Origin of the sequence: Nocardia pneumoniae NBRC 100136, assembly GCF_000308755.1 — a bacterium.
GTDB classification, from domain to species: Bacteria; Actinomycetota; Actinomycetes; order Mycobacteriales; family Mycobacteriaceae; genus Nocardia; species Nocardia pneumoniae.
Genome location: NZ_BAGF01000041.1, coordinates 175,901 through 202,451, shown reverse-complemented (window position 1 = coordinate 202,451; position 26,551 = coordinate 175,901). Strand labels below are relative to the sequence as shown.

The window sequence follows — 26,551 nt, the reverse complement described above, 5'->3', positions numbered from 1 at the left end:
CCAGTGCGATACATGCGGTTACCGGGTATCGCACCGAACGGGTTGGCGACGAACCGCTCCGCAGTCAGCTCGGGCCGTCCGAGGTATCCCTGCGCGAGAGCGGGTCCGGATAGATACAGTTCACCGATCACGCCGGACGGCACCATCCGTAGCCGCGCGTCGAGCACGTGCACGCCTAGAGATGGGACGGGCGTACCGATGTGTGTCGGGCCGTCCGGGCGTAGTGCCTCGGTGCCGGTGGCGAAGATGGTGGTCTCGGTCGGCCCGTACACGATGTAGAACGACCGATCCCCGCTCGCCCACCGCGCGACCAGTTCGGGGCCCACCCGCTCGCCACCACACAAAATCGCCCGCAGATCATCCAGCCCCGCCGGATCCAACGACTCCAACGCACCCGGGGTGATACACAGATGCGTCACCCGCTCCCGCCGCAACAAATCAGCCAACTCCACCCCCGCGAACACCCCCGGCGGCGCCACCACCAACGTCGCACCCGCCGAAAACGCCAACAACATCTCGATCACCGAAAAATCGAAACTCGGCGTACACAGATGCGAGACCCGCGATTCCCGGGTCACCGCGCGGACGGCGACCTCGTGCTCCACCAACGCCGCCAGACCGGCATGCGTGACCGCGACACCTTTCGGCTTACCGGTCGATCCGGAGGTGTAGATCACATACGCCAAATGCTGCTCGGTCAGTGGGCGTAGTCGGTCCAGGTAGCACACCGAATGCGCCGGTTCCGCGGCGATCCGCTCCCGGTGCACCGGCGCGTCCAGCTCGATCCACTCCACGCCCGCGCTCGGCAGCCCCGACCGATGCGCCGAGGTGGTCACACCCAGCATCGCCCCGGAGTCCGACAGCATGTGCGCGATGCGATCCGCCGGATACCCAGGGTCCACCGGCACATAGGCGGCGCCGGTCTTCGCCACCGCCCACATCGCCAGCACCGACTCCACCGAACGGGTGATCGCCACCGCGACGAAATCGCCCGGACCCGCCCCCTGCCCGATCAGATACCGCGCCAACCGCGACGACGCCTCATCCAACTCCCGATAAGTCAGCTCACGCTGATCAGCGGGCTCACCGGTCGGGTTGTATCGCAGCGCGGCCGAATCGAACGCCGTGTCCACCGCGGCGGTCAGCAATTGGGGAAACAGGAGATTACGTGCTCTTGAATGATGGACGCGACGTGCGGAACGACGTGACGGGGTCATGCGGTGGCGAGTTCACTCTCTGGTCGATCATTGTCCGCTCTGGCTATGGAGCCAGAAGCAGTGCCTCAAATGCGTGAACCATGACCCGAGCGTGCAGAACGGACCTTAGCGAACGCCGATCGAATCGGCGCGCCGAGGTTTGGGAAAGTTCATAGGAGTACCCAGACCGGCGTTGTGCGATGACATCGTGTGATGCGAAGAACATCTGGATAAGAGGCTTTTCACCCGAGAATCTGATGTGACTGATATCACTTCACATTGATGTGGCTATTGTTCGGGTCGATGTCAGCGCAGCGCGCCGAAGGAGTAGCCGTGACGAGGTCGTGGTGGGGCTGGGGAAACGTCGAGGACGCGGTCACCGGCGCCGAACGAGCGGCCCTGACCGAACGCGTATCGGCCCTGCTGCCCGAGGCCGACTTGGCGGTGCACGAGGCGCCCGATCCGCAGTCGTTGGACGTGCCAGCTCCTCGCATCCAGCTGCCGGGTTCGCTGGCCGATCTGGCGTCGGAGGATCTCCGTGATCGCGTCGCGCACGGGCACGGGCAGGCTTTTCGCGACGTAGTACGTAATCTGCTCGGCCGCGTCGATCACGTACCCGATCAAGTGGTGCGGCCGCGGACCGAGCAGGACGTGGTCGACATCCTGGACTGGTGCACGAGCGCGGGCGTCGCCGCGGTGCCGTTCGGCGGTGGAACGTCGGTGGTCGGGGGTGTCGAACCGCGGTGCACCGGCGACTACACCGGCGCCATCGCACTGGATCTCGGCCTCCTGGGGCGGACCGTCGAGCTCGATCGCACCAGCCGCGCGGCGCGGATCCAAGCGGGCATACTCGGCCCCGCGCTGGAAGCCGCGCTGCGCCCGGATGCCTTGACGCTGCGGCACTTTCCGCAGTCGTTCCAGTTCTCCACGCTCGGCGGCTGGCTGGCCACCCGGGCGGGCGGTCACTACGCGACCGTCTACACCCACATCGATGACATGGTCGAATCGATGCGGGTGGTGACGCCGATCGGCATCAGCGAATCACGCCGGGTGCCCGCATCGGGCGCGGGTCCCTCGCCGGACCGGATGTTCCTCGGGTCCGAGGGCATCCTCGGGGTGATCACCGAGGCGTGGATGCGATTGCAGGATCGTCCGCGCTGGCGCGCGGGGGCCTCGGTGGTGTTCGACGATTACGGCAAGGCCGTCGCCGCGACCCGGACGATCGCCCAGGCCGGGCTGTATCCGGCGAACTGCCGACTGCTCGATCCGGTCGAGGCGTTCATCAACGCGGGAACCAGCACCGCAGGGGGTGTACTTGTTCTCGGATTCGAATCCGCCGACCATCCGGTGGACGAACCGATACGACGCGCGGTGCGGATCTGCCGCGACCACGGCGGAACGGTTCCCGACGGAGTTCGCACCAGCGATTCGGCGCAAGACACAGCACGCCCCGGTGCGGGAGACGCCTGGCGCTCGTCGTTTCTGCGGATGCCGTATCAACGCGACGCACTCGCCGCTCAGTCGATGATCGTCGAAACGTTCGAGACCGCGTGCACCTGGGACCGTTTCGACGCCCTGCGGGAGACGGTGCTCGCCGCGGCGACGGCCGCGTTCGACTTCGTCGGCGTGACCGGCGTGGTCACCTGCCGGTTCACGCACGTCTACCCGGACGGGCCCGCGCCCTACTTCGGCGTCTACGCCGCTGGCCGCTGGGGCCGGACCGTCGAGCAATGGGACGAGATCAAGAACGCGGTGTCGGAGGCATTGGAGACCTCCGGCGCGACCATCACGCACCACCACGCCGTCGGCCGGGACCACCGCCCTTGGTACGACCGCCAGCGACCCGAGCCCTTCGCCGCCGCGCTGCGCGCGGCCAAATCGACGCTCGACCCGGCGGGCATTCTCAATCCGGGCGTCCTGATCGACCCGACGGCGAGGTGATCGTCACCAGTGGTTCCAGTGCAGTACCTCGTCGCGGTCGATGCGTTTCGCGGGCCGGAAATCGGTTCCCAGCGTGAAGGCGAGCGGGATCAGAGCGGCCAGCATCACCTTGTCGTAGGGAACGCCGAGTACCGCGGACAATTCCCGTTCCAGTGGCGCGTGGGCGGTGGTCCAGACCGTGCCGAGTCCGCGCTCGCGGGGCGGCGAGCATGAAACTCCAGACGGCGGGCAGGCCCACGTCATGGACTGCTCGAGAACCCCGGCGCGGTCGGTGCGCCCTTCCACGGCCGGGATCACGAATGCCGGAACGCGGTGGATGTTGTCGTAGAGATACTGAAATCCGTCACTGATCCGCCGCATCGATGCGGGATTGGCGGACATCCGGCGTAGATCGTCGGGCGTGAGCGGCTGGCCGCCGCCCGCGTGAACGGCGCCGCGGAAGATGTCGGCGACGGCGGCGCGCTGCGCGGCATCGGTGACGACGACGAAGTGCCACCGTTGACGGTTGCGTCCGGTCGGGGCTTGGGTCGCGAGCTCCTCCGGCTACGTGCGTCGCGAGCGCGATCCCGCCGACCGGCGCGCGTACGCCGTGACGATCACCGAGGCGGGCCGCCAGGCCCTCGCCGACGCCGAGCAGGGGGTGCCCGAGTTTCTGAACCGCACCTTCAGCGCCCTCGAGCCGAGTGAACGGGAGCAGCTCACGGCACTGCTGGGAAAGTTGTTGCTCGCCAACCGACAGTGAGGTTCCGCCGAGCCCAGTTGCCTGCGCAGCATGAGTGAGTGTACAGTCACTCACATGCCCAAGCGAGGAGCCACGCTCTCCACATCGGATGCCCGCCGCGAGGCCGTCGTCGATGCCGCGATCGCGGAGTTCGCCAAATCCGGCTATCACGGGACACCGATCAATACCGTGGCCGCGGCGGCGGGCATTTCGCCCGCGTACGTATTCAAGCTCTTCCCCAGCAAGGTCGAGCTGTTCGTGGCCGCACTGGACCGCTGCTACGAGTTGATCGAGCGATCGTTGGCGACCGGCACCGCCCGCGTGCCGGGCGGTGATCCGGAGAAGGTCCTGCAGGAGATGGGTGGCGCGTATGCCGAACTGATCGCGGACAAGAGCCTGCTCATGTTGCAGGTGCACGCCCAGTCGGCCGCCGACATCCCGGAAATCGCCGACGCGGTGCGTCGTGGTCTGCGCCGGGTGACCGACTACGCCAAGAGCCGTTCGGACGCCACGGATGATCAGGTGCAGCGATTCATGGCCTATGGGCAGCTGTGCCACCTGATCACCACGCTCGGGCTCGACGACAACGAGGGCAGCTGGGCGGCGATTCTCACCGCCGGTATCCGGCACCCGCATGCTCGCGACGCGGCCGAGAGTCGCACCATGGCTTGAGCCCAGTCCAATACTTCCGCCCCTGCGGGGGCATTTTCTTCAACCACAGAGTGATTGATCAGTCACACACTAGGAGGATCCCATGTCCGACACCACGGCCACGACACCGGCCACCGCCGTCGAAGTCGTCCTGCCCGGGCGGGTAGAGCCGCACGAACTGATGATCATCCAGCGTGAGCTGCCGCCGCCGCGACCCGGCCAAGCACTGGTGCGCGTCGAGGCCACCGGTGTCTCGTTCGCCGAGCAGCAGATGCGGCGCGGCAAGTACTACGACCAGCCGCCGTTCCCGTTCACGCCCGGCTACGACCTGGTCGGCGAGGTGGTCGCCGTCGGCGCCGACGGCGACGCGGCGCTGCTCGGACAGCGGGTCGCGACGCTGACGAAGGTCGGCGGCTGGAGCAGCCACCGCGTGCTCGAGGCCGCCGACCTGGTTCCGGTGCCCACCGGCCTGACGGCCGCGGAAGCGGAGACATTCGTGGTCAATGGCATCACCGCGTGGCAGATGCTGCACCGGCTCGCGAAAGTCCATGCGGGACAGACGATCCTGGTGCACGGCGCGAACGGCGGTGTGGGATCGACACTCGTGCAGTTGGGCCGCGCCGCGGGCGTCCGGGTCATCGGGACCGCCTCGGCCGGTAATGCCGCGGCGGTGCAGGCCCTCGGCGCGATCCCGGTCGACTACCGCGGCGATGTGCCGCGGCAGGTGCGGGCACTGGCCCCTGGTGGCGTGGACGCGGTATTCGACCACGTGGGAGGCCGCAGCGTCGTGGACTCGTTCGCCTTGCTCGCGCCCGGCGGAACCCTCGTCGCCTACGGAAGCGCATCGACGAAGGACGAAGACGGGAATTCCCGGCTTCCGGTGCTGAAGCTGTTCGCACGGTTGGCGTGGTGGGACCTGTTGCCCAACAAACGATCCGCCCATTTCTACAACATCTGGGCCGGGAAGCGCCGTCAGGCACGGTTCCGCAGCCGCCTCGCCGAAGACCTCGGAGCCGTCCTGGACCTGGCCGCACGCGGCGAACTACGCGCCCAGATCGCCGCACGCTTCTCCCTGACCGACGCGGGCCGCGCACTCGCTCTCGCGGAATCGCGCACCGTGACCGGCAAGGTCGTCATCGTGCCCGAAGAGCTGCCGTGACCTGCGGCCACTCCGTCCCGCCCCGACGCCGCGGCGACCGGCGGAGCCGTCACAGCCGAACTCCGCCGGTCGAAGGCGCTGGTCTTGCCTGGACAAAGGCAATTGCCGCACCGCATGCCTCCGCGGCCCCGACGAAGAACCCACCGGCGAGGTCACGGGTGGTGAACGCGTTGCCAGCCACCATCGCTCGGGCCGCGTCCACATCCGCCACGGCGACCGCCTGACCAGCCATGTACGGCAGGGCGGGCACCGGCACCACCGTCCCCGACAGCACCATCACCGAGATCATCGACACCATCTACCTGCCGCTCGTACAGCCGCGCATCGAGCCGGGCGGCGCGTGACAGGCGCGGCCGGGATCCTCCGAGCCGGGTGGCGCGGGGCAACCGGCTGAACCGCCGGTCAGGTCAGCCGATTTGTTCAAGCACCCGCCCGCATCGCCCGGCGAGGCTGGAAGCCATGACCACGTTCATCCAACCGGCCGTCCGCTACGGCTACGCACCCCTGCTGCTGCTGGGCGTCAACGGCCTCGGCATCGCCCTGGCCGCTTCCGGCGCGAACAAACTCTGGCTGCTCGTCCTGCTCGGCGCCGCGATCGCACTGTCATTCGCCGCCGAACGCCTGCTGCCCTACGAATCGACCTGGAACAACTCCCACGACGATTCCGCCCGCGACACCGCCCACGTCCTCGTCAACGAAACACTCATCCTCACCAGCGTCGCCATCATCCCCGCACTCGCCACACTGATCCCCGGCGACGGATTCTGGCCCGCCACACTGCCTTTCGCCGTCCAGGTGCTGATCGCGATCCTGTTCGCCGATCTCGGCATCACCCTCACCCACTACGCCAGCCACAAGATCGGCGTCCTGTGGCGCTTCCACGCCGTGCATCACAGCGTCAAACGCTTCTACGGCCTCAACGGCCTGATGAAACACCCCCTGCACCAGACCATCGAAATGACCGCAGGCGTCACGCCGCTGCTGCTGCTCGGCATTCCCGTCAGCGTGGCAGCCGCCCTATCCCTCACCGTGGCCGTGCAACTGCTGCTACAACACTCCAACGCCGACTACCGCATCGGCCCACTGAAACACCTGCTCGCCCTCAACGAAGGCCACCGCTTCCACCACCTCAAATGGGCGGGCATCGGCGACGTCAACTTCGGCCTGTTCACCCTGCTCTGGGACCACCTCTTGCGCACCCACAGCTACGACCCAACGCGCCGCTTCAGCAGCGACGACCTCGGCATGGCCGCCAAACCCGACTACCCCGTCACCTACCTCGCCCAACTCGCCGAGCCGTTCACCGCGCACGGCGGCTGCCAGTTCACTACCACCCCGGCAGAACGCGCACGATCGGCCGACCCTTCCAGTTGCCACAACATGTCGCGAGGCTGACCGCTGGGCTATCCACGCCACCGCCGCGATGGGTTCGAGGCGAGGGCGCAGCCGAGTGACGGACCTGGATATCGGCCAGCGGTGACGGCGGGGTGCGCCACTCAGGCCGGGCTCAGTGCGCGGAGGGGTTGGTCGAGTTCGCGGCGGTAGAAGTCCAGGAAGCCGTCGGGATCAGGGCCCGCGTTCTGCATGACCAGATGATCGAAGCCCGCGTCGGCGTACTGCTTGGCGGCGTCCAGATAGGGAGCGGGCTCCGGGCCGCAGGCGAAGTTGTCGAAGATGTCCTCCAAACGGACGGTAGTGGTCGCGGCGGCGAAGTTGACCGGGTTGGGCAGTTCGCTCATCACCTTCCATCCGGTGACGGCCCACCGTGTCGTGTCCAGTACCGCCTTGGCGGCAGTCTCCTCGTCCGGAGCCCAGGCCATGCCGACCTCCGCGTACCGCGGGCCCACACCGCCCGCGGCGCGGTAACGCTCGACGAGGTCCGACCTCGGTTCGGTGGCGAACAGGCCGTCGCCGAGCTCGGCGGCGATCCGGGCCGCCTCGGGCCCACCCCCGGCGACGGCGATCGGCGGCGGCTCCTCGGGCAGATCGAAGACCCGAGCCTCCGAGACGGTCAGGAATTCGCCATCGTAGGAGTGATATCCGCCGCGCCAGAGCAGCCGGATGATCTCGAGCGCCTCGCGTAGCATCCGCTGGCGGATGCGCACCGGAGGAAACTCACCACCGACGACATGTTCGTTGAGGCGTTCGCCCGAGCCCACCCCCAGAGTGAACCGGTTGCCGGACAGGATCGCGAGGGTGGCCGCCGCCTGGGCGATGATCGCGGGGTGGTACCGCAGAATCGGGCAGGTCACACCGGTGGCCAAACCGATCCGCTCGGTCTTCGCCGCGATGGTGCCGAGCACGGTCCAGGCGAACGGTGAATGCCCCTGATTGTCCAGCCACGGATGGAAGTGATCGCTGATCTCGACGAAGTCGAATCCGACCTCTTCCGCCCGAATCGCTTGGCGGACAAGCTCGTTCGGACCGTATGCCTCGGCCGCCAGTTTGTATCCGATACGCATCGCCACCTCCTGTCGGCTGGGAGACGCCGGTCGTCTGCCAGGACCGGCTCTTGGCGGGGCGTACCCGGCATCCGAAACGAAAAACCGCGAATGCGAATCCGCGCGGCAGAGTCGGCGGCCGCGCCATACCGCGGCCGCCGTTCGTTCAGTCGCGGGTGGGCCAGTAGGTGGCGGAGTGCGATCCACGCGAGGTGTAGGCAGGTTCCTCGTTCACATCGGTGATTCCCAGATGCAGTAGCAGCATCACGGTGACCAGGCTGATGCTCACGATCAGCGGAGTCAGCAGCTGCGTGGCGCCCGCTCCCGTGGGTGGGTGCAGGTGCTGGGCCTCGCGCACGTGCATGGCGAACATGCCCGTGTAGTGCATCCCGGACACCGCCAGCCCCATCACCAGCGCCGCGCCGATGGTGGCGAGCGTTCCGCGCACATGCAGCGTGAACCACAGCGCGGCTGTCGCGGCGACCACGGCGATCACGAGCGACAGGGCGACGATCCACACGTTGTAGCCGATCGCCGCATCGGATTTCATCGCGTACATGCCCGAGTAGTGCATGGCGCCCACGCCCACGCCGGTGATGGCTCCGCCGATGAACAGCGCGGGCGGCCCCAGCGCACGCCGCTGGGCGATGCACAATCCGACCCACACCACCGCCATGGCGATCAACGCGCTGAGCAGGGTGATCGGCACGTTGTACCGGATCGATGCCCCCTCGATGGCGAAACCGAGCATCGCGATGAAATGCATGACCCAGATGCCGGTGCCGCCGATGGCGACCGCCGCGGCGACGAGCCAGCCGTCGCGCGCGGATCCGCTGCGGGCCCTGGCCATGCACCGCAACCCGAGCAACGAACCGGTGAACGACATGACGTACGCGACCGCGGGTGTGAGCCACCCGTGGCTGAAGTGGTCGATTTCCAGCACACGACCTCCCTCGCTGGATAGATTCGACGCCGTCGGCACGCCGACGCTCGAACCTCACATGGTGAATCTGCAGGTAGATAATTTAGAGTACAACTATCCTCTAAATATTCATAGGATGAGTTCCCGGTAGCGGGAAATGCGCTGGAAGCCAGGGTTAAGCACCTCCCCACTCGGCTGCCACCGATCTCGCAACAGTCCGCCTCTTCCAGCTATCGATCGGCTCCGGTCGGCTCGAACCCCGATCGCCGGGAAGCTCATGGACGCAAGCCCTCCGCCGATTCGAACCGGCGCACGGGTGGCGCAGCGGTACATGATGCCGATTAATCACCGGCGCGAAATCGTATGGCAACACGCTCAGCAACACTTGGGCTAGATAGCCGGAACACCGTCATGTCGGATTGACACCTTCCGGACGCACGGAAGAGACGGAAAGCAGGCCGCTCCAGCTCGGCCCAAAAGCCGACGATGCTTAGCGAAATCCCCTGCTCGCCGGGATGATCGCCCCGGCTGGCGAATGCTGGTCTCCGCGTACCGTTCCGGCGCGATCGGACCATCCGCAACCCACTGCTACGACATCTGGCGAACTTTCAGCGTTTCGTTGTATGTCTCGCGGCGGTAACAGCGTATGGTCGCGCTATGCCGACAGCGACGTCGATCGACACCGGAGCCGAACATCTCGCTTGCTGGGTCACCGTCGTAGGGCAACGTCTAAACCAGTTGCCGACAGCTGACCCGGATGTCCTGCTCGCCCACGCCATGAGCGGATTCCTCGCGATCGGGCGAGCGAGCTTGGCTCTGCTGACCACCTCTCTGAATCCCACCGATATCCGCGACCACGATCTCGTCTTCGAAATCACGGCCGACGCGGAGCGATGGCTCACCGATGCGGCCACCGAACCGGTCGTCAACCGGATCACCGACCGGGGCGAGCACATTCAGCGCTACCTCAGCCCCGCCGCGCTCGACACCGTGGCCAAGGCGCGCTTGCGGCACTGCGCGCAGTCGACGGCGATTCACACCCGTGATCTGCTGATCGGCATCGACAACGACCCCACCGTGCCCGCCGACATCCGCGACCTCGCCCGCGATCTCGCCGCGCGCGCGAACGTCATCGCCACGGTCTACGCCGACGACCCGCAGCAGCTGCTCTCGATGTCCAACCGTTGACCCGACCCTGAGCCCGCCTTCCGCAAATTTGGATCGGCGAGCGGCGAGCGCATGGCCGGAAGAAGATCGACAATGGTGGTATGGCGACGGTGCTGCTGGGCGGCGACGTCATGCTCGGCCGGGGCGTGGACCAGATTCTGCCGCATCCTGGCGAACCGGCGCTGCGCGAACGGTGCGTCGACGATGCGCGAACATATGTGGAGCTGGCCGAACGCGCGAATGGCGCATTCGCGTATCCCGTCGATTTCCGTCGACCGTGGGGTGATGTCCTGTCGCTCCTCGCGCAGACCGACCCCGATGTCCGGTTGATCAACCTGGAGACCTCGATCACCGCGGACGGGGCGTTCGCGCCGGGCAAAGGCGTGCACTACCGGATGAACCCGGATAATGTGCCGGTGTTGACCGCGATCGCGCCGGTCGTTTGCGCTCTGGCCAACAATCACATTCTGGACTTCGGTATTCCGGGACTGGTCGACACACTCGAAGCCCTCGATGCCGCGGGCATCCGCCGTGCCGGGGCGGGCGCGGACCTGAACGAGGCGCAAGCCCCCGCGATAGTCGAACTGGACAACGAACATCGGATAGTGATCGTCTCGGTCGCCTGCGGATCGAGCGGGGTTCCGGAATCCTGGACGGCGCGCGACGACCGGCCTGGGCTGTGGCGGGTCGGCGAATCACCGAGCGCCCGTGCCGCCGATGACGTAGCCGCGAAAGTATTGGCGCACAAGCATGGCCACGACATCGCTATCGTCTCCGTCCATTGGGGACCGAATTGGGGTTACGGAGTGACCTCGAGCGAAAAGCAATTCGCGCATCGGCTGATCGACGCGGGAGTCGATGTCGTACACGGACATTCCGCACACCATCCCCGGCCGATCGAGATATACCGCGGTAAACCGATTCTGTACGGGTGCGGCGACGTCATCGACGATTACGAGGGCATTCGCGGCTACGAGCGGTATCGCACCGAACTGCGTTTGCTGTATCTCGTGTCCATCAATGCCGACGCGGCGGACGTGCGCATGATTCCACTGCACGAACGGCAGATGCGTCTGGAGTGGGCTGCCCGTGGCGAATCACGCTGGCTGTGCCAGATGATCGAGGACATCAGCCGCGGCTTCGGAACCCGCGTCGCGTCGCGGCCCGATGACTTCCCCGTGGTGTTCAACGCCGCACAACGGTGAGATGGCGGTGGAACCAGTCGCGGGCGAGATCCGCGACCTGTTCCAGGGCGCCGGGTTCCTCGAAGAGATGTGTCGCGCCGGGCACCACGTCGACCTCGCTCGGGCACGGCATCCGCAGCCGGGCCTCCCGATTGGCCTCCAGCACCCAGTGGTCGTTGCCGCCGACGATGAGCAGGGTGGGCGCACGGACCAGCGCCAGCCGCGGACCGGCCAGGTCGGGCCGACCGCCGCGGGAGACGATGGCGGCGATCTCGGTGCCCGGTTCGGTGGCCGCCCACAGCGCCGCACCCGCGCCGGTGCTCGCTCCGAAGTAGCCGGTGGGCAGTCCGGTCAGTTCCGGGCGGGTCCGCAACCAGCGGGTCACCTCGACGAGGCGATGGGCGAGCAACTCGATGTCGAAAACACGCGAGCGGTCCCCCTCCTCGCCGGGGGTCAACAGGTCGACCAGCATGGTCGCGAATCCCGCTCGGTTCAGGACCTCGGCGACGAACCGATTCCTCGGACTGCGCCTGCCGCTACCGCTGCCGTGCGCGAAGGCGATCAGACCGGTGCAGTTCTCCGGGACGGCCAGTATCCCGGCCAGCCGGATGGATTCCGGCGGCACGATGACCTCTTCTGTCCGCGTCGAGGAATAAGGTGCTGACCACATCGAACACCTCCTGCTCTCTGGCGTACCCGATCGAGCCGGTCGGACGCAAGAGGGACGAAGGCTGGTTGCCCTCGGGTCACTCGGCGGGGTCGGCCTTCGAAGGCAGTTCCGATGTGATTACGGTGATACGGGGCAGGCGAAACAGACCTGTCGAACTGCTGCTGATCCACTGCGAGACCGCGGCGACGGCTGAGCCCAGCGCTACGAAGCCGGCGAGCAGCGCCCACTGGGTGAGCGACGCGGAGGCGTACGTGGCCTGTCCCACTCCTGGCACCGCGAGTTTGCCATTGCCAAACGCCCAGCTCATGAGCGATCCGATCTGACCGCCCAGATCCGAGGTCCGTGCGACCATCGCCTTCAACTGAGCGGCTTTGCTGTTGATATGGAGCACGGTGATCAGCACGAACAACGCGGTGGTCAGTGTGGACAACGTCACCAGTCGGGTGAGCGCCTCGATACGAAGCCGCAGATTGATCACCACCGCCAGAACGGTGACGACAATGGCCGCGCTGGCCAAAATGGCCCAGATTCCCGTGATCTGTGCAGGGCGTGGCCCCTGTGATGACCAGATGTTCATGAACGACGTGGTGATCTGCATGCGGCCGAAAGCATTGACGCTGACACTGCCGTCGGGCCCCCTGACGGTCATCCATGACTGGAACAGCAGTATGAATGTCAGCAGGTTGCCAATCGCCGCCGCGACATAGCCCCAGTACCCGCGCAGCGCGACCTGATAGGCCTTCGGTTCCTGCCGCCCGGTGCCACTCGCCCCTGGTGCAGGCACGCCGCTCCCGTCCTGGGTCTCGTTCGCCCGCCACGGAGTCGGCTGCACCATAACCTCAGTTTATGGTCGGGGCGACGTCGAGTTCGTTGGCAACTCCCTCCAGTGGGAAGCCCTGCGCCGGACAGGCCACACGGAGCGCCGACCTCGCAGGACGTCTCAGGGCGAGGCGAGCGCTCCATTTGCGGATCCACGGCCGGTCACCGGGCGGCGAGTATGCCGAATCAGCTGGATATGATTGCGTAACGATCCTCGCGTGTGACTCCATCTGTGCGTTACGGACGTTTTTCTCCTGCAATAGGAGACTCAGGGTCTTTTTTATGGCCGCGTTCGAGGTCGGCCGCCCCGTAAAACTCCCCCGGGGTGATCTTCCCGTTACGCGACCTGACGGAACTTGACTTTTCCTTGCCTGGCGTTCGCCGTCTATACGGTGAACTATGAAATTCGTGAGTCATAGGTAAGAGTTCATCCGAGTTGAAGGATCACAATGTCCACCAGAATCACGAAAATCTGCGCCGCGACCGCAATGGTCCTCTCATTGGGCGTTATCGCGGGTCCCGCCGCTTCTGCGGCAACGCCATCCGACATGGCTACGCCGGCTTGGGGATCGGTTGTCATCTGCGTGCCTCTGGGTAGCGCCGTGTGGTGCATCTGAGGTCGCCGTCCGAGCAGACCACAGCAGCTGAATGTGGTCCTGCATCTACTGATTCGAAGTCCTGGCCAGGTGAGTAAGGAGGCCGAGCCCAGCAGCTGTCGCCGTCGATCGATCACCCGAGACGGCGACTGCTGCCGAATCGAAATCGCGAAGAATGCCCGTTTCGCCGCGGCCCAGCCGCAGGCCCGGTCCGTAGACCGCGGCCCCATCTTCGTCTCGCCGCACCGCCCGTTCGCGGTGCATTCGCCTCTTCACGCTATGTCACCTCGGCGGCCCCGCTTCGTCCACTCGCCGGACGATCCGTATCACGAACTGCAAGCTGGCGTCGCCCTGCTCGGCTCCCCTTGACTTCAGGTCGACCTTAACTCGCAAGCTGTGGGCACCTGCGAGAAAAGGGGAATCATGACAACGTTCGGAGAGAAGCAGAGCCAGGGCTACGACCGGCGGGCCACTCGGCTGCTCGGTGGCCTGTACCAGCTGATCACTGCGTATGTCGACGCCGCGACGGACCCGGGGGCCTGGGTGCTCGACGTAGGGACCGGGCCGGGAAAGTTGCTGGCGCGACTGCATTCTGGCCGACCGGATCTGCGGCTGCATGGCGTGGATCTGTCGCCGCACATGATCGAGATCGCCGAGCGGACACTCGCCGATCGAGCGGAGATCTCGGTGGGAGACGTCGGCGCACTGCCCTACCCCGACGACAGCTTCGACCTGGTCGTGTCGAGCCTGAGTCTGCACGAATGGCCCGATGTGGACCGGGCGGTCGAGGAGCTGGCGCGAGTGCTGCGGCCCGGCGGCACCGTGGCGATCTACGACTTCCGATTCGTACCCGCGGCGCCCGCCCTGCGCGCGCTACGCCGCTGCTTCCCTGCGGCTACCGTGCGTCGGGAAACGGCGCGTCCACGGCGACATCCGATCGGGCTGTACGCGCGATTCACCGCGCACGCCGCCTAGAGTGCGGGGTATGACGGGCGGCGATATGTCGATCGGTGAACTCGCGGCACGTTTCGGACTGGCCACCCATGTGCTGCGGCATTGGGAAGACGCCGGATTGCTCGCTCCGCGACGAGACGGCGCGGGCCGCCGCCGATATCGCGACGACGACGCGGAGACGGTGACGATGATCCTGCTCGGCAAGCAGGTCGGGTTGTCGCTGGACGAGCTTGCCACGCTGTTCGCCGAAGCCTCGAACCGCGACGCTCGTCGCGCTCTGCTGCGCGCGCACCGCGACCAGCTCGCGGTGCACATCGCCCAGGCCACAGCGGCACTCGAGACCATCTCGCATGCTCTGGATTGCGACGCGGAGGATTTCCGCGGCTGCCCGCACTTCCGAGCCAAGGTCGCCGACGCGCTCGCGCTGGCGACCGGAGCGGACTGCGCACGCCCGTCGGCCGTCACGAACGGATCAATGCACCGAATGTAAATCGTAATGGCGCATGGATTTCCGCTCTGACGGTGGAGTTTGCGGCAATCCGGTCGCCGCGAGTCGAATCGGGGGCGAGCGGGGGGTTCTGCGTACGTTTTCGCCGATTAGGATCGAGTTCTGCGCACAGTGACACAGCCAACCGTGACACTTCGACTCGATAGAGGTGCCCTCGTGAGCAAGACAATTCGAATCCCCGCGGCAGAGCTGGCCGACCATATCGGCGAATCGGTCGTCGGGTATGGCACCCTCACGCAAGCGGGAGTGGTCCAGCCCGGCGGCGATCTGGTCGTAGCGGTTTTCGGCGTGGAGACCAACCGGCGCGAAAAGTCTTTCATACCAGGCCAATTGGTGGAACTGGAAGTCACCGAGTAACCACGAACGCCGACCGGCTGGTGGTGGAGCCACATCGGCGCCACCACCAGAGCGAGCGACTCAACCGATCAGCGCGTTCATGATCGTCCCCGCGCTGGTGGCGATGACACCGCCGAGCATGCCGCCGGCGACCATTTTCGCCGACGCCAGCGGACCGCCCTGCCATTTCTCCCAGGCGAACTTCCCTCCCGCGTACATGATTCCGGTGACGCCGGAGAGAATCACGAACCACGTGAAGTACCGGAGCAACTGGAGGATCTTGTCCGAATTGGGTGGAGCTTCCGGGACGGGATCCTCCACCTGAGCCATCAGGAACGCTTCGACTGCCGTATGGATCATCATTGATCTGTCTCCGTCGCGTTGCGGCTGGACAAGTTATACGCAATCGCTATGACGATCGAAGTATCGCGATCCGCGGAGAATCCGTCAACCCTCCGATCGGACGAGGGCGTCCCCTTGCCGGTCGAGAGTTAGCTCGAAATCGGGTGTCAGACGGCCGCGGACGGGTAGTGCCCGAGTGTGAGCGACGACGGTGACAGCGCGGCGACCGCTGACCTCGATCCGACGGCCGCGCGAGCGGTGATCGAGCAGGCCAAGGGCGCGGTGATGCTGGTCTACGGCCTCGACGCCGAGCAAGCGTTCACGCTGCTGCGGGTACGTTCCCAGGAAACCAACACCAAGCTGCGGATTCTCGCCGCCCGGGTCGCCGCCGAACTGCCGTCCGTCTGCCCGCCCACGGTGACCAGCGAGCTGCGCAGCCGCTTGGACCAACTCCTGTGGACGGCATGAGCCACCGAATCGGTCGCGCGTCCGGCAAGCCGCGCACACGAGGCTCGGCGCGATCGTCGACGGCAGCGCCCGCCTGCCCACGCGGGTGCCTCGGCGTTTTCCGGACATATGGGTGTCCGTAGCCGTCCGCACCGGCGCGGGAGCGCTACTGCTTCTGGGCAACCGCGAACACTCGCCGGAACGGCAACCAAGTGGTGCCGTCTACCCGGCCGGGGTAGGCGGCTCGGAGCAGTGGGACGAGCTGGGCGGTGAACTCCCGCCACTGCGCGTTGTCGAGGACGTCGCGGACCGGGCGCAGCGCGGTGCCCGCGAGCCAGCCGAGCACCGGGTCGTCACCAGTCAAACGCTGCAGGTAGGTCGTTTCCCACGCGTCGACGGCGCCGCCGGAGGCGGCGAGCACGTCGGCGTAGCCGACCGGATCGAGCACCGCCTCCGGCTCGAGGATGCCCGCCCGCGCGAGACGGTCGCGCCATTCGCCGCGGGCAGCCACTTGCCGGATGGCTCGATGAGAGGGCGCGTCGAAGTTTCCGGGAACCTGGATGGCCAACCACGCCCCCGCGGGGAGTTGCCGCATCCACTGCGCCAGCAAGGCTGGATGTTCGGGCACCCAGTGCAGGACGGCATTGCATATGACGACATCGGTATCTCCGCCCGGTTGCCAGTCCTCCACGGCGCCGAGCGTCGCTTCGATGCCGCGATCGCGCGCGGCCGCGACCATGTCGGGCGACGAGTCGAGCGCCTGGACACTCGCGCCGGGCCAGCGCCGCACGAGTGCGCCGGTGAGATGCCCTGGACCGCAACCGAGGTCGACCACGGCCCGCGGCTCGGTCGCGCCGATCCTGGCCAGCAGGTCGAAGAAGGGACGCGACCGGTAGTCGCCGAACGCCAGGTACTGCTGGGGATCCCACATAGCCCGCTCCCGAACCTCGCCTACCAAACCGTACGTACGTACTGTACGCGCGGTACGCAAACCGGAGAAAATAGACTCGGCATCACGGTTTCGTAACGGCCATCCGTGGGTATCACATAGCTATGACGGATCACCGACCAACCCGGATAGCCGGTGTGGAACGGGGAACCGGCGCGCTAGCTTTGGCCACGTGCCTTGCCTTTTCGCTCGGTATCGCGGCGCTCACGCAGTCCGCCTTCTCCACCCTGGTGGCCAGCGCGAGCATCGTGTCCGGGGTCACACTGGTTCTGAACATCCTGCCGCGCAAGGCATGATCAGGCGGCACTTGCCCCGCACGTCGAATCCTGATGGCATCTAGCCACATCGACGTGACCAGGAGGCAGGCGTGCTGTCGTTACAGGAGATTTCCGATCGACTCGAGATCGAAGACCTGATGGTGCGATATTCGCACGCGGTCGATACCCATCAGTGGGACCTGCTGGACGAGGTCTTCACCCCGGAGGCGCACATCGACTACTCGGCCATGGGCGGCTCGGTGGGCGATCTGGCCGCCACCAAGAAGTTCCTCGCCTCGGTCCTGCCGAATTTCCCCGCCTTCCAACACCTGATCAGCAATTCGTCCATCACCGTCGACGGTGACACCGCAACCGGGCGCACAATGTGTCACAACCCGATGCTGATGTCCGGCGGCGACGGGCCGCCGACCATGATGCTGTGCGGTCTGTGGTACCTCGACACGTTCGTCCGCGTCGACGGCCAGTGGCGCATCAAAAAGCGGGTCGAGGAGAAGAGCTTCCTCTTCGTCGCGCCCTCCGCCCCTGGCATGGGCTGATCCGGAGGCGGACTGTCCTACGGGCGTCCAGCCGCCTCGGGAGTGAGAGCCGTTGTCGCCGCCTCGGAAGACGCCGCCGCCTGGGTGTCCGGCTGCTCCGCCCGCAGCATCCAGGCACCTCGCCTGCTGCCGACCAAGAACAGCGCGACCAGCACCACGCTGAACCACACGTAGGTGTTGCCGATGAAGTGCTGCCATGGCGTCCACATGGTTTCGCGGTGCTCGCCGTCCGGCAGCCAGTTGTGCGGACCGATCACGAAGACCGCCGTGGTGACCACGAACGTCACCCACCAGGCGATCGCCCGCCTGCCGGGAAGGCGAGTCGCGTATCCGACCAGGGCGAACAACGCGGGCGCGATCCATACCCAGTGGTGCGACCAGGAGATCGGCGAGACGAGCAGGGTGAAGACGGCGTTGATGGCCAGGGCGAGCGCCGGGAGGTCGGCGGCTCGGCGCATCGCGGCGACGACCAGCACGAGCAGCGCGGCGCCCAGCACCACCCAGATCATCGTGAACGCGGGCTCGGGCACCTCGAACCGGGCGAACACCGCCTGAATCGACTGATTGGTATGGAATGCGGACCCGCTCAGCCCGGACACGTTGCCGAGGCCACCGAACCAGTACTTGACCGATTCCTTCGGCAGGACCGCGAAGCCCAGTGCCGTCGCGGCCGCACCGGTGACGGCGGCGGTCGCCGCGGCCCGGTAGTCCCGGCGCACCAGGAAATACAGCACGAACGCCGCGGGCGTCAGCTTGATCGCGGCGGCGATCCCGATCAGCATGCCGCGGCGCCAGCGCGGCTTGTGCGTCAGGCAATCCGCGGCGACCAGCGCCATCAGCAGCAGGTTGACCTGACCGAAGTCCAGCGTCGAATGAATCGGCTCGAGCAGCAGTCCCAGCGGTGTCGCACAGGCCGTCGCCCAGACCGCCAGCCCGCGCTGCGACTCCTCCGGCCACACCCGCCGGGCCACCACGTACAGCGTGATGGCCAGAGCGGCCACCGAGGAGACGAAGAAGCTCAGCGCGGCCACGTCCCACGGCAGCATCGCGAACGGGCCCAGCGCCAGAGCGGCGAACGGCGGATAGATGAACGGAAGACCCGCGCCGATGGTCGTCTGCGGAAGCTGGCCGTACATGTCGGCGCCGTGCCGCATGGCGTCGACGCCGAGCCGATAGACCTGCAGGTCGATGAACCCGCCGGTGATCTTGTCGAATGGCCAGACCGGCTTCAGCAGACAGAAGGCGGAGAACGCGACCGCGAGGACCGGCGCCATGCGCAGCACACGCCCGAGTCGACGGTTATGGGACATCGGCGTTTCGGCGGTGGCGCTGACACTACTCATCCGCGGCGACTATACCGACCTATCTCCGCGGGTTCAGCACGTGGCACGGTCCGGTAGCGCTCGTCGCGTGAAGGCCCCGGAAACGGGTATGCCACCACCAGCCCGAGGCAGCAGAGGAGGTCGGCAGATGACGGTCCCGATCCCGGTCGACGCGGGAGGCGAGGGGCGATGAAGGCGCCCGGCGCCGCGGAGTTCGTCCCGGAGGGCGCGGATCTGGCGCGGCTGCGTGAGGCCGCCTGCCATTGCCGAGGGTGCGATCTGTACCGGCACGCCACCCAGACGGTGTTCGGCGCGGGTCCCGCGGACGCGGACGTCGTCGTGATCGGCGAGCAGCCCGGCGATCAGGAGGACGTGCTCGGTCAGCCGTTCGTGGGTCCGGCCGGACGGTTGCTCGACCGCGCGCTGGCGGAAGCCGATATCGACCGTGACGCGGTCTACGTGACCAACGCGGTCAAGCACTTCAAATTCGTCGAGCGCGGCAAACGACGGATCCACAAGACACCAGGACGCACCGAGGTGGTCGCCTGCTCGGCGTGGCTGGATGCCGAACTCGACCTGCTGCGGCCCCGTTTGGTGGTGTGCCTCGGCGCGATCGCCGCGCAGGCGGTGCTGGGCCCCTCGTTCAAGGTCAGCGCACAACGCGGCGAGGTGATCGAGGCCGAGGACTATCGAGTCGTCGCCACAGTGCACCCCTCGGCGGTGCTGCGTGCACCCGACCGCGCGGAGGCCTACGCGGCGTTCGTCGCCGATCTGCGCGTCGTCCGCACCCAGCTCGGAAAGTCGACGGCGGCGCGCTGACGGCCGCAGAGGGTGGCATCACCCCCGTTCGCGGACGGCGCTCACCGCTTTGCGGGCCGCCACCAGGACCGGATCCCACACCGGCGAGAACGGCGGCGCGTAGCCGAGATCCAACACCGTCATCTGCTCGACGGTCATCCTGGCGGTCAGCGCCACCGCCGCGATGTCGACGCGTTTGCCAGCGCCTTCGCGTCCGACGATCTGCACGCCGAGCAGCCGCCCCGTTCGGCGCTCGGCGAGCATTTTCACCGTCATCGGTTCCGCGCCCGGGTAATAGCCGGAGCGGCTGGTGGATTCGATGGTGACCGTCACGTACTGCAGGCCTGCCGCCCTGGCGTCCTTCTCCCGCAGACCCGTTCGCGCCACCTCCAGGTCGCATACCTTGCTCACCGAGGTGCCGACGACTCCGGGGAAGGTGGCGTATCCCCCGCCGATGCCCGCTCCGATGATCTGGCCGTGCTTGTTGGCGTGCGTGCCGAGCGGAATATGGCGTTCCCGGCCGGAGACCAGATCCAGCACCTCGACGCAATCGCCGCCCGCCCAGATGTTCTCGTGCCCGCGCACCCGCATGGCGAGATCGGTGAGCAATCCACCGTGCACGCCCAGCGGCAGCCCCGCGGCACGGGCCAGTTCCGTCTCGGGGCGTACACCGATGCCGAGCACCACGACGTCCGCCGGGTACTCCGCGGTGTCGGTCACCACCGCGGTGATCCGGCCGTCGTCTGCGGTCCGGATCTCGGAGACCTCCGCATTGCCGACGACCTTGATGCCCATGCCGCACATCGCGTCGCGGACCTTGGCGCCCATGTCCGGATCGAGGGTGGACATCGGCTCGGCGCCGCGGTTGACCATCGTGACGTCGTAGCCGCGCCGGATCAGGGCCTCCGCCATTTCGACGCCGATATAGCCCGCGCCGACCACCACGGCGCGGTTTCCGCGCGTCCGCTCCAAGGTCTCCAACAGTGCCTGGCCGTCGTCGAGCGTTTGCACGCCGTGCACGCCGCCCGCGTCGATGCCCGGCAGCGGTGGCCGGACCGGCCGGGCGCCGGTGGCGATCACCAGGTGGTCGTAGGTCATCGATGCCTCGACCCCGGTATCGCCGTCGCGGAAACGCACCCGGCCCGCGTCGATGTCGATCTCGGTCACCTCGGTCCGCATCCGCAGGTCGATGTCCCGGGAGCGATGTTCCTCGGGCGTGCGCGCGATCAGGGCGTCGCGGTCGAGGACGTGGCCGCCGACCCAGTAGGGAATGCCGCAGGCTGAGAACGACGCGAAACCGCCGCGCTCGAACACCACGATCTCCAGTGCGCTCGCGTCCTTCATCCGGCGTGCCTGCGAGGCCGCCGACATCCCTGTCGCGTCACCACCGATGACGACCAGTCGCTCGCCCATGGTCTTCACGCTACTTCGGTGCGTACGCGGCGGGCGCCGCGGCCGGTGTTTCGCGAATTTCCTGGTTGCCGTGCGGCCGACCCGCGACTAATTCACACTGATCTTCTGGCAAACGCGGTATGAGGGCAGCGTTTTCACCCGGGAGCACACATGACCGAGACCCGATCCTCCTCCGACGACGAACGTCGGCTCGCCGAACTCGGCTATAAGCAGGAACTGGCCAGAACCTGGTCGGGGTTTTCGAATTTCGCCATCAGCTTCACCATCGTGTCCATCCTCACCGGTGGATTGGCCAGTTATGGGATCGGATTGGCCAACGGCGGGCCGATCACCATGGCGTGGGGATGGCCCCTGGTCTCGATCATGGTGCTGTTCGTCGGGCTCGCCATGGCGGAGCTGGCTTCCGCCTACCCGACCTCGGGCGGGTTGTACTGGTGGGCCGCGGAGCTGGGCGGTCCGGTGTGGGGGTGGTTCACCGGCTGGTTCAACCTGATCGGTCAGATCGCGGTCACCGCGGCGATCGACTACGGCGCGGCGATCTTCACCACCGTCGTGCTGAACGTCATCGGCATCGACATCGGCACCGACCGCACGGCCATTTTCGGAGTGTTCGCCGCGATCCTGGTTCTGCACGCCGTACTGAACGCGATCGGCCCGCACCTGTCGGCGGTGATCAACAATGTGTCGGCGTGGTGGCACGTCGGCGGTGTGGTGGTCTTCGTCGTCGTGCTCGGTTTCGGCGCGAAACACCACCAGAGCGTCGGATTCGTCTTCACCGAAACGGTCGACAACAGCGCGATCGGGTTCGGCGGGGTCGCGTTCAGTTTCCTGCTCGGCCTGCTGCACGCGCAATACACGTTCACCGGCTACGACGCGTCCGCGCACATGTCGGAGGAGACGCACGATGCGTCCCGCATGGCGGCGAAGGGCATCATCAACACGATCATCGCGTCGGCGATCGCCGGATATCTCCTCATCCTGGCGGTGACGTTCGCGATCCCCAATCTCGACGAGGCACTCGATCCGGAGCAGAACAGCGGCTATCCGGTGATCTACATCCTGGAGCACTCGCTGAACGGGTTCTGGTCGGGCCTGCTGCTGGTGATCGCGGCGGTGGCGCAATTGTTCTGCGGATACGCCTCGGTGACCTCGGCCTCGCGCATGCTGTTCGCGTTCGCGCGCGACGGCGCGGTGCCGGGTGCGAAGCTCTGGTCGAGGCTTTCGGCGCGGAAAGTGCCGGTGCACGCGGTGCTGTTCATCTCGTTCTTCGCCTTCCTGCTGCTGATTCCGTCGATGCTGGTGCCCGCGCCGAACGCGCCGACCGCATACGCGGCCGCCACCTCGGTAGCGACCATCGGCCTGTACATCGCCTACGGCATCCCGATCCTGCTGCGGCAGCGCCACGGCGCGCGATTCCGCACCGGTCCATGGCAACTCGGGGCGTGGTATCGCCCGGTCGGTGTGGTCGCACTGATCTGGATCGCGGTGATCAGCTGCTTGTTCATCCTCCCCACCGACGCTCGCGGTTACCCTTGGCACCCCGAATTCACCTGGAACACCGTCAACTACGCGCCGCTGGCCCTGGTCGGGGTGGTGGGTGCGATCGGGGTCTGGTGGCTTGCGTCGGCGCGGACCTGGTTCACCGGTCCGAAGCGGACGGTTGACGAGCCGCCCGCCGGCGAGCCGGAGACAGAGGCGCCCGCCGTCGTCTGAAGCGATCCGCTACGCCGAGGGCGGGTTCCCCGCTTTGGCATGTCGAGTTTGTCGGCCCGGGTCGCTAGGGTTTGTCGGCATGGAAAGGACCGACCTGGCACCTGTTTCGCCCGCCGGGAGAATTGTGTTCCCTGGAAATCCCTGGCCCGACGGGCACGCGATCGAGGAATTCGCGTGGACGGGCCGCATGGACCAGGCGGGTGGCCTTTGGTTCGATCTGCATCTGCGGTCCGCCGACTACGACGCCGAGCACTGGCCCGAGGACCACCGCGACAACGACAGTGACATCGAGGACTGGCTGTCGCCGATCGTGTGGCAGAACTATCACCGGTGCACGTTGTCGTCCACGTACTGGGGCGAGGACGAAGGCACCGGGCTGCGCGCCGCAGTTCCCGGCCGTCCCTTCCTGTTGAAATCACAACAGCCGCAACGTCTCACCGTCGATCCACTCCCCTTGGCCGACGCGGACGACGTCGAATGCCTGGCGTTCAACATCTACCTGCTCGGGCACGACTCGGTCGCAGGTCAGGAGGTGTCGTTCACCCGGCGCGCGGACGGCAAGCATGACATCGACTGGCAGGGGCGCATCGCGCTGACCTACGCGGGCCAGGTCGAATTCCGGTACCGATTCCACGCCCGGATACCGGGCGCCACCCTGGAATACATTCGCTTCCCCGCGGAAATCTCGGCCGAGCAAGCCCATCGGCAGCTCAGCGCCGTGCTCGACGCTCCCGAGCAATTCGAGCTCGGCCTCGTCGACGGGCAGCCCGCCTGGGTGTCGCGACTCCCGGCGTGACGCTCCGCGCGACCGGTCCTACCGGCCGGGCGTATGGCCGCGAAGTACGCAGACCGAGTCCAGGCCGAGGACGTGGTCGAGTCGTGCGAAGAGACCGACAACGAGAAGTTCGAGGCGGCGACCCCGATGCCCGGGGGCCGGGCGGGACCGGATCCCCGCCGAACGGACGGTTCCCCGACGACGGCGGCGATACGATGCCCGCATGGCGCAGCCTGCCCCGGCGGTTCCAGGGGCGACGGTCGCATCCGACCGCTCGCCGGTGGGCTCGCGGGGCACCGGCGTCGCCGAGGTGGTGGAGCGCTTCGCCGACGCGTGGCGCACGGCCGCGGCACCGCCGGATCTGGCCGCCTACTTGCCCGACTCCCCCGCGATCCGCCGGGTCTCGCTGATCGAGCTGATCAAGGTCGACCTGGCCAACCGATGGGGCCGAGGAGCCGCGCCGAAACGGCTGGCCGACTACGTCGAGGACCTGCCGGAACTACGCACCTGGCCGCTGCCGCCGGACCTGATCTACGAGGAATTCCACGTCCGCAGGCACGCGGGCGGATCGGTCGACGTCGCCGAGTACACCGCCGCCTACCCCGAGCAAGCCGACCAGCTCTCGGAGATGCTCGCGACCCACGATTACCACAGCACACTGCTCACCGGCGCGACCGAACCGGCGAACCTCGACGACCTCGAGCCCGGCCAGAAGATCGATGACTTCGACCTGATGACCGATCTCGGCCGCGGCGCCTTCGCCCGGGTCTTCCTGGCTCGGCAGCGGTCGATGCAGCGACTGGTCGCGGTGAAGATCTCCCACGACAAGGGCGCGGAACCGCAGACACTGGCCCAGCTCGACCACGACTACATCGTGCGGGTCTTCGACCAGCGTGTGCTGGCGAGCCGCAAACTGCGACTGCTGTACATGCAGTATGTGCCTGGCGGCACGCTGTTAACCGTGCTCGAGCGGGTCCGCGCGACGCCGCAGGCGCAGCGGGGCGGTGCGCTGCTACTGGAGGTCATCGACGAGGTGCTCGCCGCGAAAGGCGAGATCCGCCCCACTGAATCGCCGGTGCGGGCGGAGTTGGCCGGTTTGTCGTGGCCGGAGACCGTGGCGTGGCTCGGGCGCCGTCTGGCCGACGCGCTGGACTACGCGGGCCGGGCGGGCGTGCTGCACCGCGACGTGAAACCGGCCAACGTCCTGCTCACCGCCGAAGGCGTGCCCAAGCTCGCCGATTTCAATATCAGCTTCAGCGGCAACGTCTCCGGCGACAGCCCGGTCGCCTACTTCGGGGGCTCGCTGGCATACATGTCACCCGAGCAACTCGCCGCGGTGCACCCGGACCTGCCGACCTCGGCCGGAGATCTCGACACCCGCAGCGATCTGTTCGCCTTGGCCGTCGTGCTCTGGGAGTTGCTCACCGGCCGCAAACCCTTCGACGATGACGCGGTGACCGGCGGTGACCGTACCGCGCTGGACGGGATGCTGGAGCGCCGATCCCACAGCCCGGAGGCACTGCCCTACGCGGATCTGCCGCCGGATTGCCCGGAGGCCTTGCGACGCGCCCTGGTTCGGGCGCTCGACCCGGAACCGGCCAACCGTTGGCCGTCCGGCGCCGACATGGCCCAGCAGTTGGCGGTGTGCCTCGATGCCCGCGCCCGCGACCTCGTCGATCCGCCGCCCAGCAGTTGGCGCCTGCGCTCCCGTCTGCTGATGCACCCGATCATGGTGCTGGCCATCGCCGTGCCGAACGTGCTGGCGATCCTCTACAGCTTCAACCACCATCGCACGCTGATCATCGACAAACTCGACCCGCAGGCACGGCTTCGCTTCGATCAGATCGCGTTCGCGAGCGCTGTCGTATGCTTCCTGATCGGCTTCGTCGTCACCAATCTGCTGCTCGCCGGACTCTGGTCGATCGCGCACGGGCTGCGAAAGGGTGGGTCATATGACCAGAAGGCACTCGCCGAGGCCAGAGCAAACACGCTGCGACTCGGCAGCCGCAGTGTGCTCACCTGCTTCACGCTGTGGGTGATCTCGGGCATCGTGGTCCCGGTGTCGGTGCAGGTGTCCGGCAACCAGATCACCGCTGCGTCCTACGTTCATTTCTTCGTCAACCAGATCGTGTGCGGCGCCATCGCGATGGCCTACCCCTACTTCCTGGTGACCTTCTACGCGGTGCGGTCGCTGTATCCGATGTTCCTGCCGCATGGTGGTATCGGCGCCGAGGACGCGCATCGCCTGCTGCGACTCGATGCGACCAGCACCTACTTCCTGGCGGTCGCCGCCGCGGTGCCGCTGCTCGGCGTCGCAGGCGTGACCTTCATTCCGCCGGAGGACATTCCCGCCGTGATCGTGCCGCTGCGGGCGCTGTGTGTCGGTAGTGCGCTGGCGTTCGTCGGCGTGTACTGGCTGTTCCGGATGCTGGAAAAGGACCTTGCCGCGTTGGAACGCCTAGCCGCGTCACGTCGATAGCCGGAGTCGCGCCTCGACGCCGGTGCGGACCCGGGGTGCACGACAGATCGCATACCGCGCGACGCCGGGAGCCCGTGCCGACCTCGGCTGGACCGTCGAGTGACTCGTCGCAGGCGTTGTCCCGCAGGGGGTTGCCGAGCGCCAGGGGATAGCGGCGCGGCGCCGGATCGCGGCTAGTACGGTAGACGCTGGCCGCCCGGCGCGGGGGCGGCGGTCGGGATCGGGCGGAAAGGC

General features: G+C 67.0%; 28 protein-coding genes and 1 pseudogene. 17 read left to right on the top strand and 12 right to left on the bottom strand.

Going from position 1 to position 26,551, the window contains the following annotated elements; all coding sequences use genetic code 11:
* Positions 1-1,148 (bottom strand): amino acid adenylation domain-containing protein (locus tag ON34_RS13145; RefSeq protein ID WP_040778945.1); only part of this gene is annotated, 1,148 nt, incomplete at its 3' end.
* A 351-nt stretch (positions 1,149-1,499) separates the two neighbouring features.
* Between ON34_RS13145 and ON34_RS13140 the strand changes: the two genes are divergently transcribed.
* Positions 1,500-3,137, top strand: coding sequence for an FAD-binding oxidoreductase (locus ON34_RS13140; protein WP_051022460.1), 1,638 nt, complete (start codon positions 1,500-1,502; stop codon positions 3,135-3,137).
* 3 nt (positions 3,138-3,140) lie between these two features.
* On the opposite strand, the gene ON34_RS13135 is transcribed toward ON34_RS13140, so the two are convergent.
* Complete coding sequence (locus ON34_RS13135; RefSeq protein WP_245548012.1) at positions 3,141-3,518, bottom strand: hypothetical protein; 378 nt, start codon at positions 3,516-3,518, stop codon at positions 3,141-3,143.
* A gap of 124 nt (positions 3,519-3,642) precedes the next feature.
* Here ON34_RS13135 and ON34_RS35530 point away from each other — a divergent pair, with 124 nt between their 5' ends.
* The 3 genes from ON34_RS35530 to ON34_RS13120 all read left to right on the top strand — a co-directional run bounded on the left by ON34_RS35530 (position 3,643) and on the right by ON34_RS13120 (position 5,668).
* Complete coding sequence (locus ON34_RS35530; protein WP_218003880.1) at positions 3,643-3,879, top strand: MarR family winged helix-turn-helix transcriptional regulator; 237 nt, start codon at positions 3,643-3,645, stop codon at positions 3,877-3,879.
* Between the two features lie 54 nt (positions 3,880-3,933).
* Positions 3,934-4,530 carry a TetR/AcrR family transcriptional regulator gene (locus ON34_RS13125; protein ID WP_040778939.1) on the top strand — a complete coding sequence of 199 codons (597 nt, stop codon included), beginning with the start codon at positions 3,934-3,936 and terminating at the stop codon, positions 4,528-4,530.
* An 82-nt stretch (positions 4,531-4,612) separates the two neighbouring features.
* Complete coding sequence (locus ON34_RS13120; RefSeq protein ID WP_051022459.1) at positions 4,613-5,668, top strand: medium chain dehydrogenase/reductase family protein; 1,056 nt, start codon at positions 4,613-4,615, stop codon at positions 5,666-5,668.
* Between the two features lie 49 nt (positions 5,669-5,717).
* Here the strand turns inward: ON34_RS13120 and ON34_RS36025 are convergent, their stop codons facing one another.
* Positions 5,718-5,966, bottom strand: a complete 249-nt coding sequence (locus ON34_RS36025; protein ID WP_157172287.1) for a hypothetical protein — start codon at positions 5,964-5,966, stop codon at positions 5,718-5,720.
* Between the two features lie 161 nt (positions 5,967-6,127).
* Here ON34_RS36025 and ON34_RS13115 point away from each other — a divergent pair, with 161 nt between their 5' ends.
* Complete coding sequence (locus ON34_RS13115; RefSeq protein ID WP_040778936.1) at positions 6,128-7,063, top strand: sterol desaturase family protein; 936 nt, start codon at positions 6,128-6,130, stop codon at positions 7,061-7,063.
* Between the two features lie 101 nt (positions 7,064-7,164).
* On the opposite strand, the gene ON34_RS13110 is transcribed toward ON34_RS13115, so the two are convergent.
* A complete protein-coding gene (locus tag ON34_RS13110; RefSeq protein ID WP_040778933.1) occupies positions 7,165-8,130 on the bottom strand; it encodes a TIGR03557 family F420-dependent LLM class oxidoreductase in 966 nt (321 codons plus the stop codon).
* A 145-nt stretch (positions 8,131-8,275) separates the two neighbouring features.
* Entirely contained in the window at positions 8,276-9,052 is a 777-nt protein-coding gene (locus ON34_RS13105) for an MHYT domain-containing protein (protein ID WP_040778931.1), read from the bottom strand.
* Positions 9,053-9,688: 636 nt separating this feature from the next.
* On the opposite strand from ON34_RS13105, the gene ON34_RS13100 reads away from it, so the two are divergent.
* Both ON34_RS13100 and ON34_RS13095 read left to right on the top strand, forming a co-directional pair.
* Positions 9,689-10,219 (top strand): hypothetical protein, encoded by a 531-nt coding sequence (locus ON34_RS13100; RefSeq protein WP_157172286.1) that lies wholly within the window; start codon positions 9,689-9,691, stop codon positions 10,217-10,219.
* 80 nt (positions 10,220-10,299) lie between these two features.
* Complete coding sequence (locus ON34_RS13095; protein WP_040778925.1) at positions 10,300-11,403, top strand: CapA family protein; 1,104 nt, start codon at positions 10,300-10,302, stop codon at positions 11,401-11,403.
* On the opposite strand, the pseudogene ON34_RS13090 reads toward ON34_RS13095, so the two are convergent.
* The 3 genes and pseudogenes from ON34_RS13090 to ON34_RS36020 form a co-directional block, all read right to left on the bottom strand.
* A pseudogene (locus tag ON34_RS13090) lies at positions 11,384-12,040 on the bottom strand (dienelactone hydrolase family protein); the annotation flags it as partial. The gene ON34_RS13095 and the pseudogene ON34_RS13090 sit on opposite strands and share 20 nt — an antisense overlap.
* A gap of 88 nt (positions 12,041-12,128) precedes the next feature.
* Complete coding sequence (locus tag ON34_RS13085; protein ID WP_040778922.1) at positions 12,129-12,887, bottom strand: hypothetical protein; 759 nt, start codon at positions 12,885-12,887, stop codon at positions 12,129-12,131.
* Positions 12,888-13,298: 411 nt separating this feature from the next.
* A complete protein-coding gene (locus ON34_RS36020; RefSeq protein ID WP_157172284.1) occupies positions 13,299-13,451 on the bottom strand; it encodes a hypothetical protein in 153 nt (50 codons plus the stop codon).
* 439 nt (positions 13,452-13,890) lie between these two features.
* Between ON34_RS36020 and ON34_RS13080 the strand changes: the two genes are divergently transcribed.
* The 3 genes from ON34_RS13080 (at position 13,891) to ON34_RS13070 (ending at position 15,286) form a co-directional block, all read left to right on the top strand.
* Positions 13,891-14,442: a class I SAM-dependent methyltransferase gene (locus ON34_RS13080; protein WP_040779102.1), complete on the top strand. Its 552-nt coding sequence runs from the start codon at positions 13,891-13,893 to the stop codon at positions 14,440-14,442.
* A 10-nt stretch (positions 14,443-14,452) separates the two neighbouring features.
* Positions 14,453-14,911: a MerR family transcriptional regulator gene (locus ON34_RS13075; RefSeq protein WP_085997067.1), complete on the top strand. Its 459-nt coding sequence runs from the start codon at positions 14,453-14,455 to the stop codon at positions 14,909-14,911.
* A gap of 174 nt (positions 14,912-15,085) precedes the next feature.
* Entirely contained in the window at positions 15,086-15,286 is a 201-nt protein-coding gene (locus tag ON34_RS13070) for a hypothetical protein (RefSeq protein WP_040778919.1), read from the top strand.
* Positions 15,287-15,346: 60 nt separating this feature from the next.
* On the opposite strand, the gene ON34_RS13065 is transcribed toward ON34_RS13070, so the two are convergent.
* The gene (locus ON34_RS13065) at positions 15,347-15,625 is read right to left on the bottom strand and encodes a hypothetical protein (protein WP_040779098.1); all 279 of its coding nucleotides are present in this window, start codon (positions 15,623-15,625) and stop codon (positions 15,347-15,349) included.
* Positions 15,626-15,805: 180 nt separating this feature from the next.
* On the opposite strand from ON34_RS13065, the gene ON34_RS13060 reads away from it, so the two are divergent.
* Positions 15,806-16,075, top strand: a complete 270-nt coding sequence (locus tag ON34_RS13060) for an ANTAR domain-containing protein (protein ID WP_051022457.1) — start codon at positions 15,806-15,808, stop codon at positions 16,073-16,075.
* A gap of 145 nt (positions 16,076-16,220) precedes the next feature.
* On the opposite strand, the gene ON34_RS13055 is transcribed toward ON34_RS13060, so the two are convergent.
* Complete coding sequence (locus tag ON34_RS13055; RefSeq protein WP_040778916.1) at positions 16,221-16,985, bottom strand: trans-aconitate 2-methyltransferase; 765 nt, start codon at positions 16,983-16,985, stop codon at positions 16,221-16,223.
* 122 nt (positions 16,986-17,107) lie between these two features.
* Between ON34_RS13055 and ON34_RS34570 the strand changes: the two genes are divergently transcribed.
* Complete coding sequence (locus ON34_RS34570) at positions 17,108-17,299, top strand: hypothetical protein (RefSeq protein WP_083889373.1); 192 nt, start codon at positions 17,108-17,110, stop codon at positions 17,297-17,299.
* A gap of 71 nt (positions 17,300-17,370) precedes the next feature.
* A complete protein-coding gene (locus tag ON34_RS13050; RefSeq protein ID WP_040778914.1) occupies positions 17,371-17,817 on the top strand; it encodes a nuclear transport factor 2 family protein in 447 nt (148 codons plus the stop codon).
* Positions 17,818-17,834: 17 nt separating this feature from the next.
* Here ON34_RS13050 and ON34_RS13045 read toward each other — a convergent pair whose 3' ends face one another.
* A complete protein-coding gene (locus tag ON34_RS13045) occupies positions 17,835-19,160 on the bottom strand; it encodes a glycosyltransferase 87 family protein (RefSeq protein WP_083889371.1) in 1,326 nt (441 codons plus the stop codon).
* 168 nt (positions 19,161-19,328) lie between these two features.
* Between ON34_RS13045 and ON34_RS13040 the strand changes: the two genes are divergently transcribed.
* Positions 19,329-19,958: a UdgX family uracil-DNA binding protein gene (locus ON34_RS13040; RefSeq protein ID WP_040778911.1), complete on the top strand. Its 630-nt coding sequence runs from the start codon at positions 19,329-19,331 to the stop codon at positions 19,956-19,958.
* An 18-nt stretch (positions 19,959-19,976) separates the two neighbouring features.
* Here the strand turns inward: ON34_RS13040 and ON34_RS13035 are convergent, their stop codons facing one another.
* A complete protein-coding gene (locus ON34_RS13035; RefSeq protein WP_040778906.1) occupies positions 19,977-21,350 on the bottom strand; it encodes an FAD-dependent oxidoreductase in 1,374 nt (457 codons plus the stop codon).
* A gap of 150 nt (positions 21,351-21,500) precedes the next feature.
* Here ON34_RS13035 and ON34_RS13030 point away from each other — a divergent pair, with 150 nt between their 5' ends.
* The 3 genes from ON34_RS13030 to ON34_RS13020 all read left to right on the top strand — a co-directional run bounded on the left by ON34_RS13030 (position 21,501) and on the right by ON34_RS13020 (position 26,317).
* Positions 21,501-23,063, top strand: a complete 1,563-nt coding sequence (locus ON34_RS13030) for an amino acid permease (RefSeq protein ID WP_040778903.1) — start codon at positions 21,501-21,503, stop codon at positions 23,061-23,063.
* A gap of 79 nt (positions 23,064-23,142) precedes the next feature.
* Positions 23,143-23,859 carry a hypothetical protein gene (locus tag ON34_RS13025; protein ID WP_063821667.1) on the top strand — a complete coding sequence of 239 codons (717 nt, stop codon included), beginning with the start codon at positions 23,143-23,145 and terminating at the stop codon, positions 23,857-23,859.
* Between the two features lie 202 nt (positions 23,860-24,061).
* Complete coding sequence (locus ON34_RS13020) at positions 24,062-26,317, top strand: serine/threonine-protein kinase (RefSeq protein WP_040778901.1); 2,256 nt, start codon at positions 24,062-24,064, stop codon at positions 26,315-26,317.
* Positions 26,318-26,551 lie beyond the last annotated feature (234 nt).

Excerpts from the sequence above, each read along its gene's own strand:
- ON34_RS13140 (WP_051022460.1), top strand. The coding sequence starts at position 1,500 with ATGTCAGCGCAGCGCGCCGAAGGAGTAGCCGTGACGAGGTCGTGGTGG.
- ON34_RS13135 (WP_245548012.1), bottom strand. The coding sequence starts at position 3,518 with ATGTCCGCCAATCCCGCATCGATGCGGCGGATCAGTGACGGATTTCAG.
- ON34_RS13125 (WP_040778939.1), top strand. The coding sequence starts at position 3,934 with ATGCCCAAGCGAGGAGCCACGCTCTCCACATCGGATGCCCGCCGCGAG.
- ON34_RS13120 (WP_051022459.1), top strand. The coding sequence starts at position 4,613 with ATGTCCGACACCACGGCCACGACACCGGCCACCGCCGTCGAAGTCGTC.
- ON34_RS36025 (WP_157172287.1), bottom strand. The coding sequence starts at position 5,966 with ATGGTGTCGATGATCTCGGTGATGGTGCTGTCGGGGACGGTGGTGCCG.
- ON34_RS13115 (WP_040778936.1), top strand. The coding sequence starts at position 6,128 with ATGACCACGTTCATCCAACCGGCCGTCCGCTACGGCTACGCACCCCTG.
- ON34_RS13110 (WP_040778933.1), bottom strand. The coding sequence starts at position 8,130 with ATGCGTATCGGATACAAACTGGCGGCCGAGGCATACGGTCCGAACGAG.
- ON34_RS13100 (WP_157172286.1), top strand. The coding sequence starts at position 9,689 with ATGCCGACAGCGACGTCGATCGACACCGGAGCCGAACATCTCGCTTGC.
- ON34_RS13095 (WP_040778925.1), top strand. The coding sequence starts at position 10,300 with ATGGCGACGGTGCTGCTGGGCGGCGACGTCATGCTCGGCCGGGGCGTG.
- ON34_RS13085 (WP_040778922.1), bottom strand. The coding sequence starts at position 12,887 with ATGGTGCAGCCGACTCCGTGGCGGGCGAACGAGACCCAGGACGGGAGC.
- ON34_RS36020 (WP_157172284.1), bottom strand. The coding sequence starts at position 13,451 with ATGACAACCGATCCCCAAGCCGGCGTAGCCATGTCGGATGGCGTTGCC.
- ON34_RS13080 (WP_040779102.1), top strand. The coding sequence starts at position 13,891 with ATGACAACGTTCGGAGAGAAGCAGAGCCAGGGCTACGACCGGCGGGCC.
- ON34_RS13075 (WP_085997067.1), top strand. The coding sequence starts at position 14,453 with ATGACGGGCGGCGATATGTCGATCGGTGAACTCGCGGCACGTTTCGGA.
- ON34_RS13065 (WP_040779098.1), bottom strand. The coding sequence starts at position 15,625 with ATGATCCATACGGCAGTCGAAGCGTTCCTGATGGCTCAGGTGGAGGAT.
- ON34_RS13055 (WP_040778916.1), bottom strand. The coding sequence starts at position 16,985 with ATGTGGGATCCCCAGCAGTACCTGGCGTTCGGCGACTACCGGTCGCGT.
- ON34_RS34570 (WP_083889373.1), top strand. The coding sequence starts at position 17,108 with ATGACGGATCACCGACCAACCCGGATAGCCGGTGTGGAACGGGGAACC.
- ON34_RS13045 (WP_083889371.1), bottom strand. The coding sequence starts at position 19,160 with ATGAGTAGTGTCAGCGCCACCGCCGAAACGCCGATGTCCCATAACCGT.
- ON34_RS13040 (WP_040778911.1), top strand. The coding sequence starts at position 19,329 with ATGAAGGCGCCCGGCGCCGCGGAGTTCGTCCCGGAGGGCGCGGATCTG.
- ON34_RS13035 (WP_040778906.1), bottom strand. The coding sequence starts at position 21,350 with ATGGGCGAGCGACTGGTCGTCATCGGTGGTGACGCGACAGGGATGTCG.
- ON34_RS13030 (WP_040778903.1), top strand. The coding sequence starts at position 21,501 with ATGACCGAGACCCGATCCTCCTCCGACGACGAACGTCGGCTCGCCGAA.
- ON34_RS13025 (WP_063821667.1), top strand. The coding sequence starts at position 23,143 with ATGGAAAGGACCGACCTGGCACCTGTTTCGCCCGCCGGGAGAATTGTG.
- ON34_RS13020 (WP_040778901.1), top strand. The coding sequence starts at position 24,062 with ATGGCGCAGCCTGCCCCGGCGGTTCCAGGGGCGACGGTCGCATCCGAC.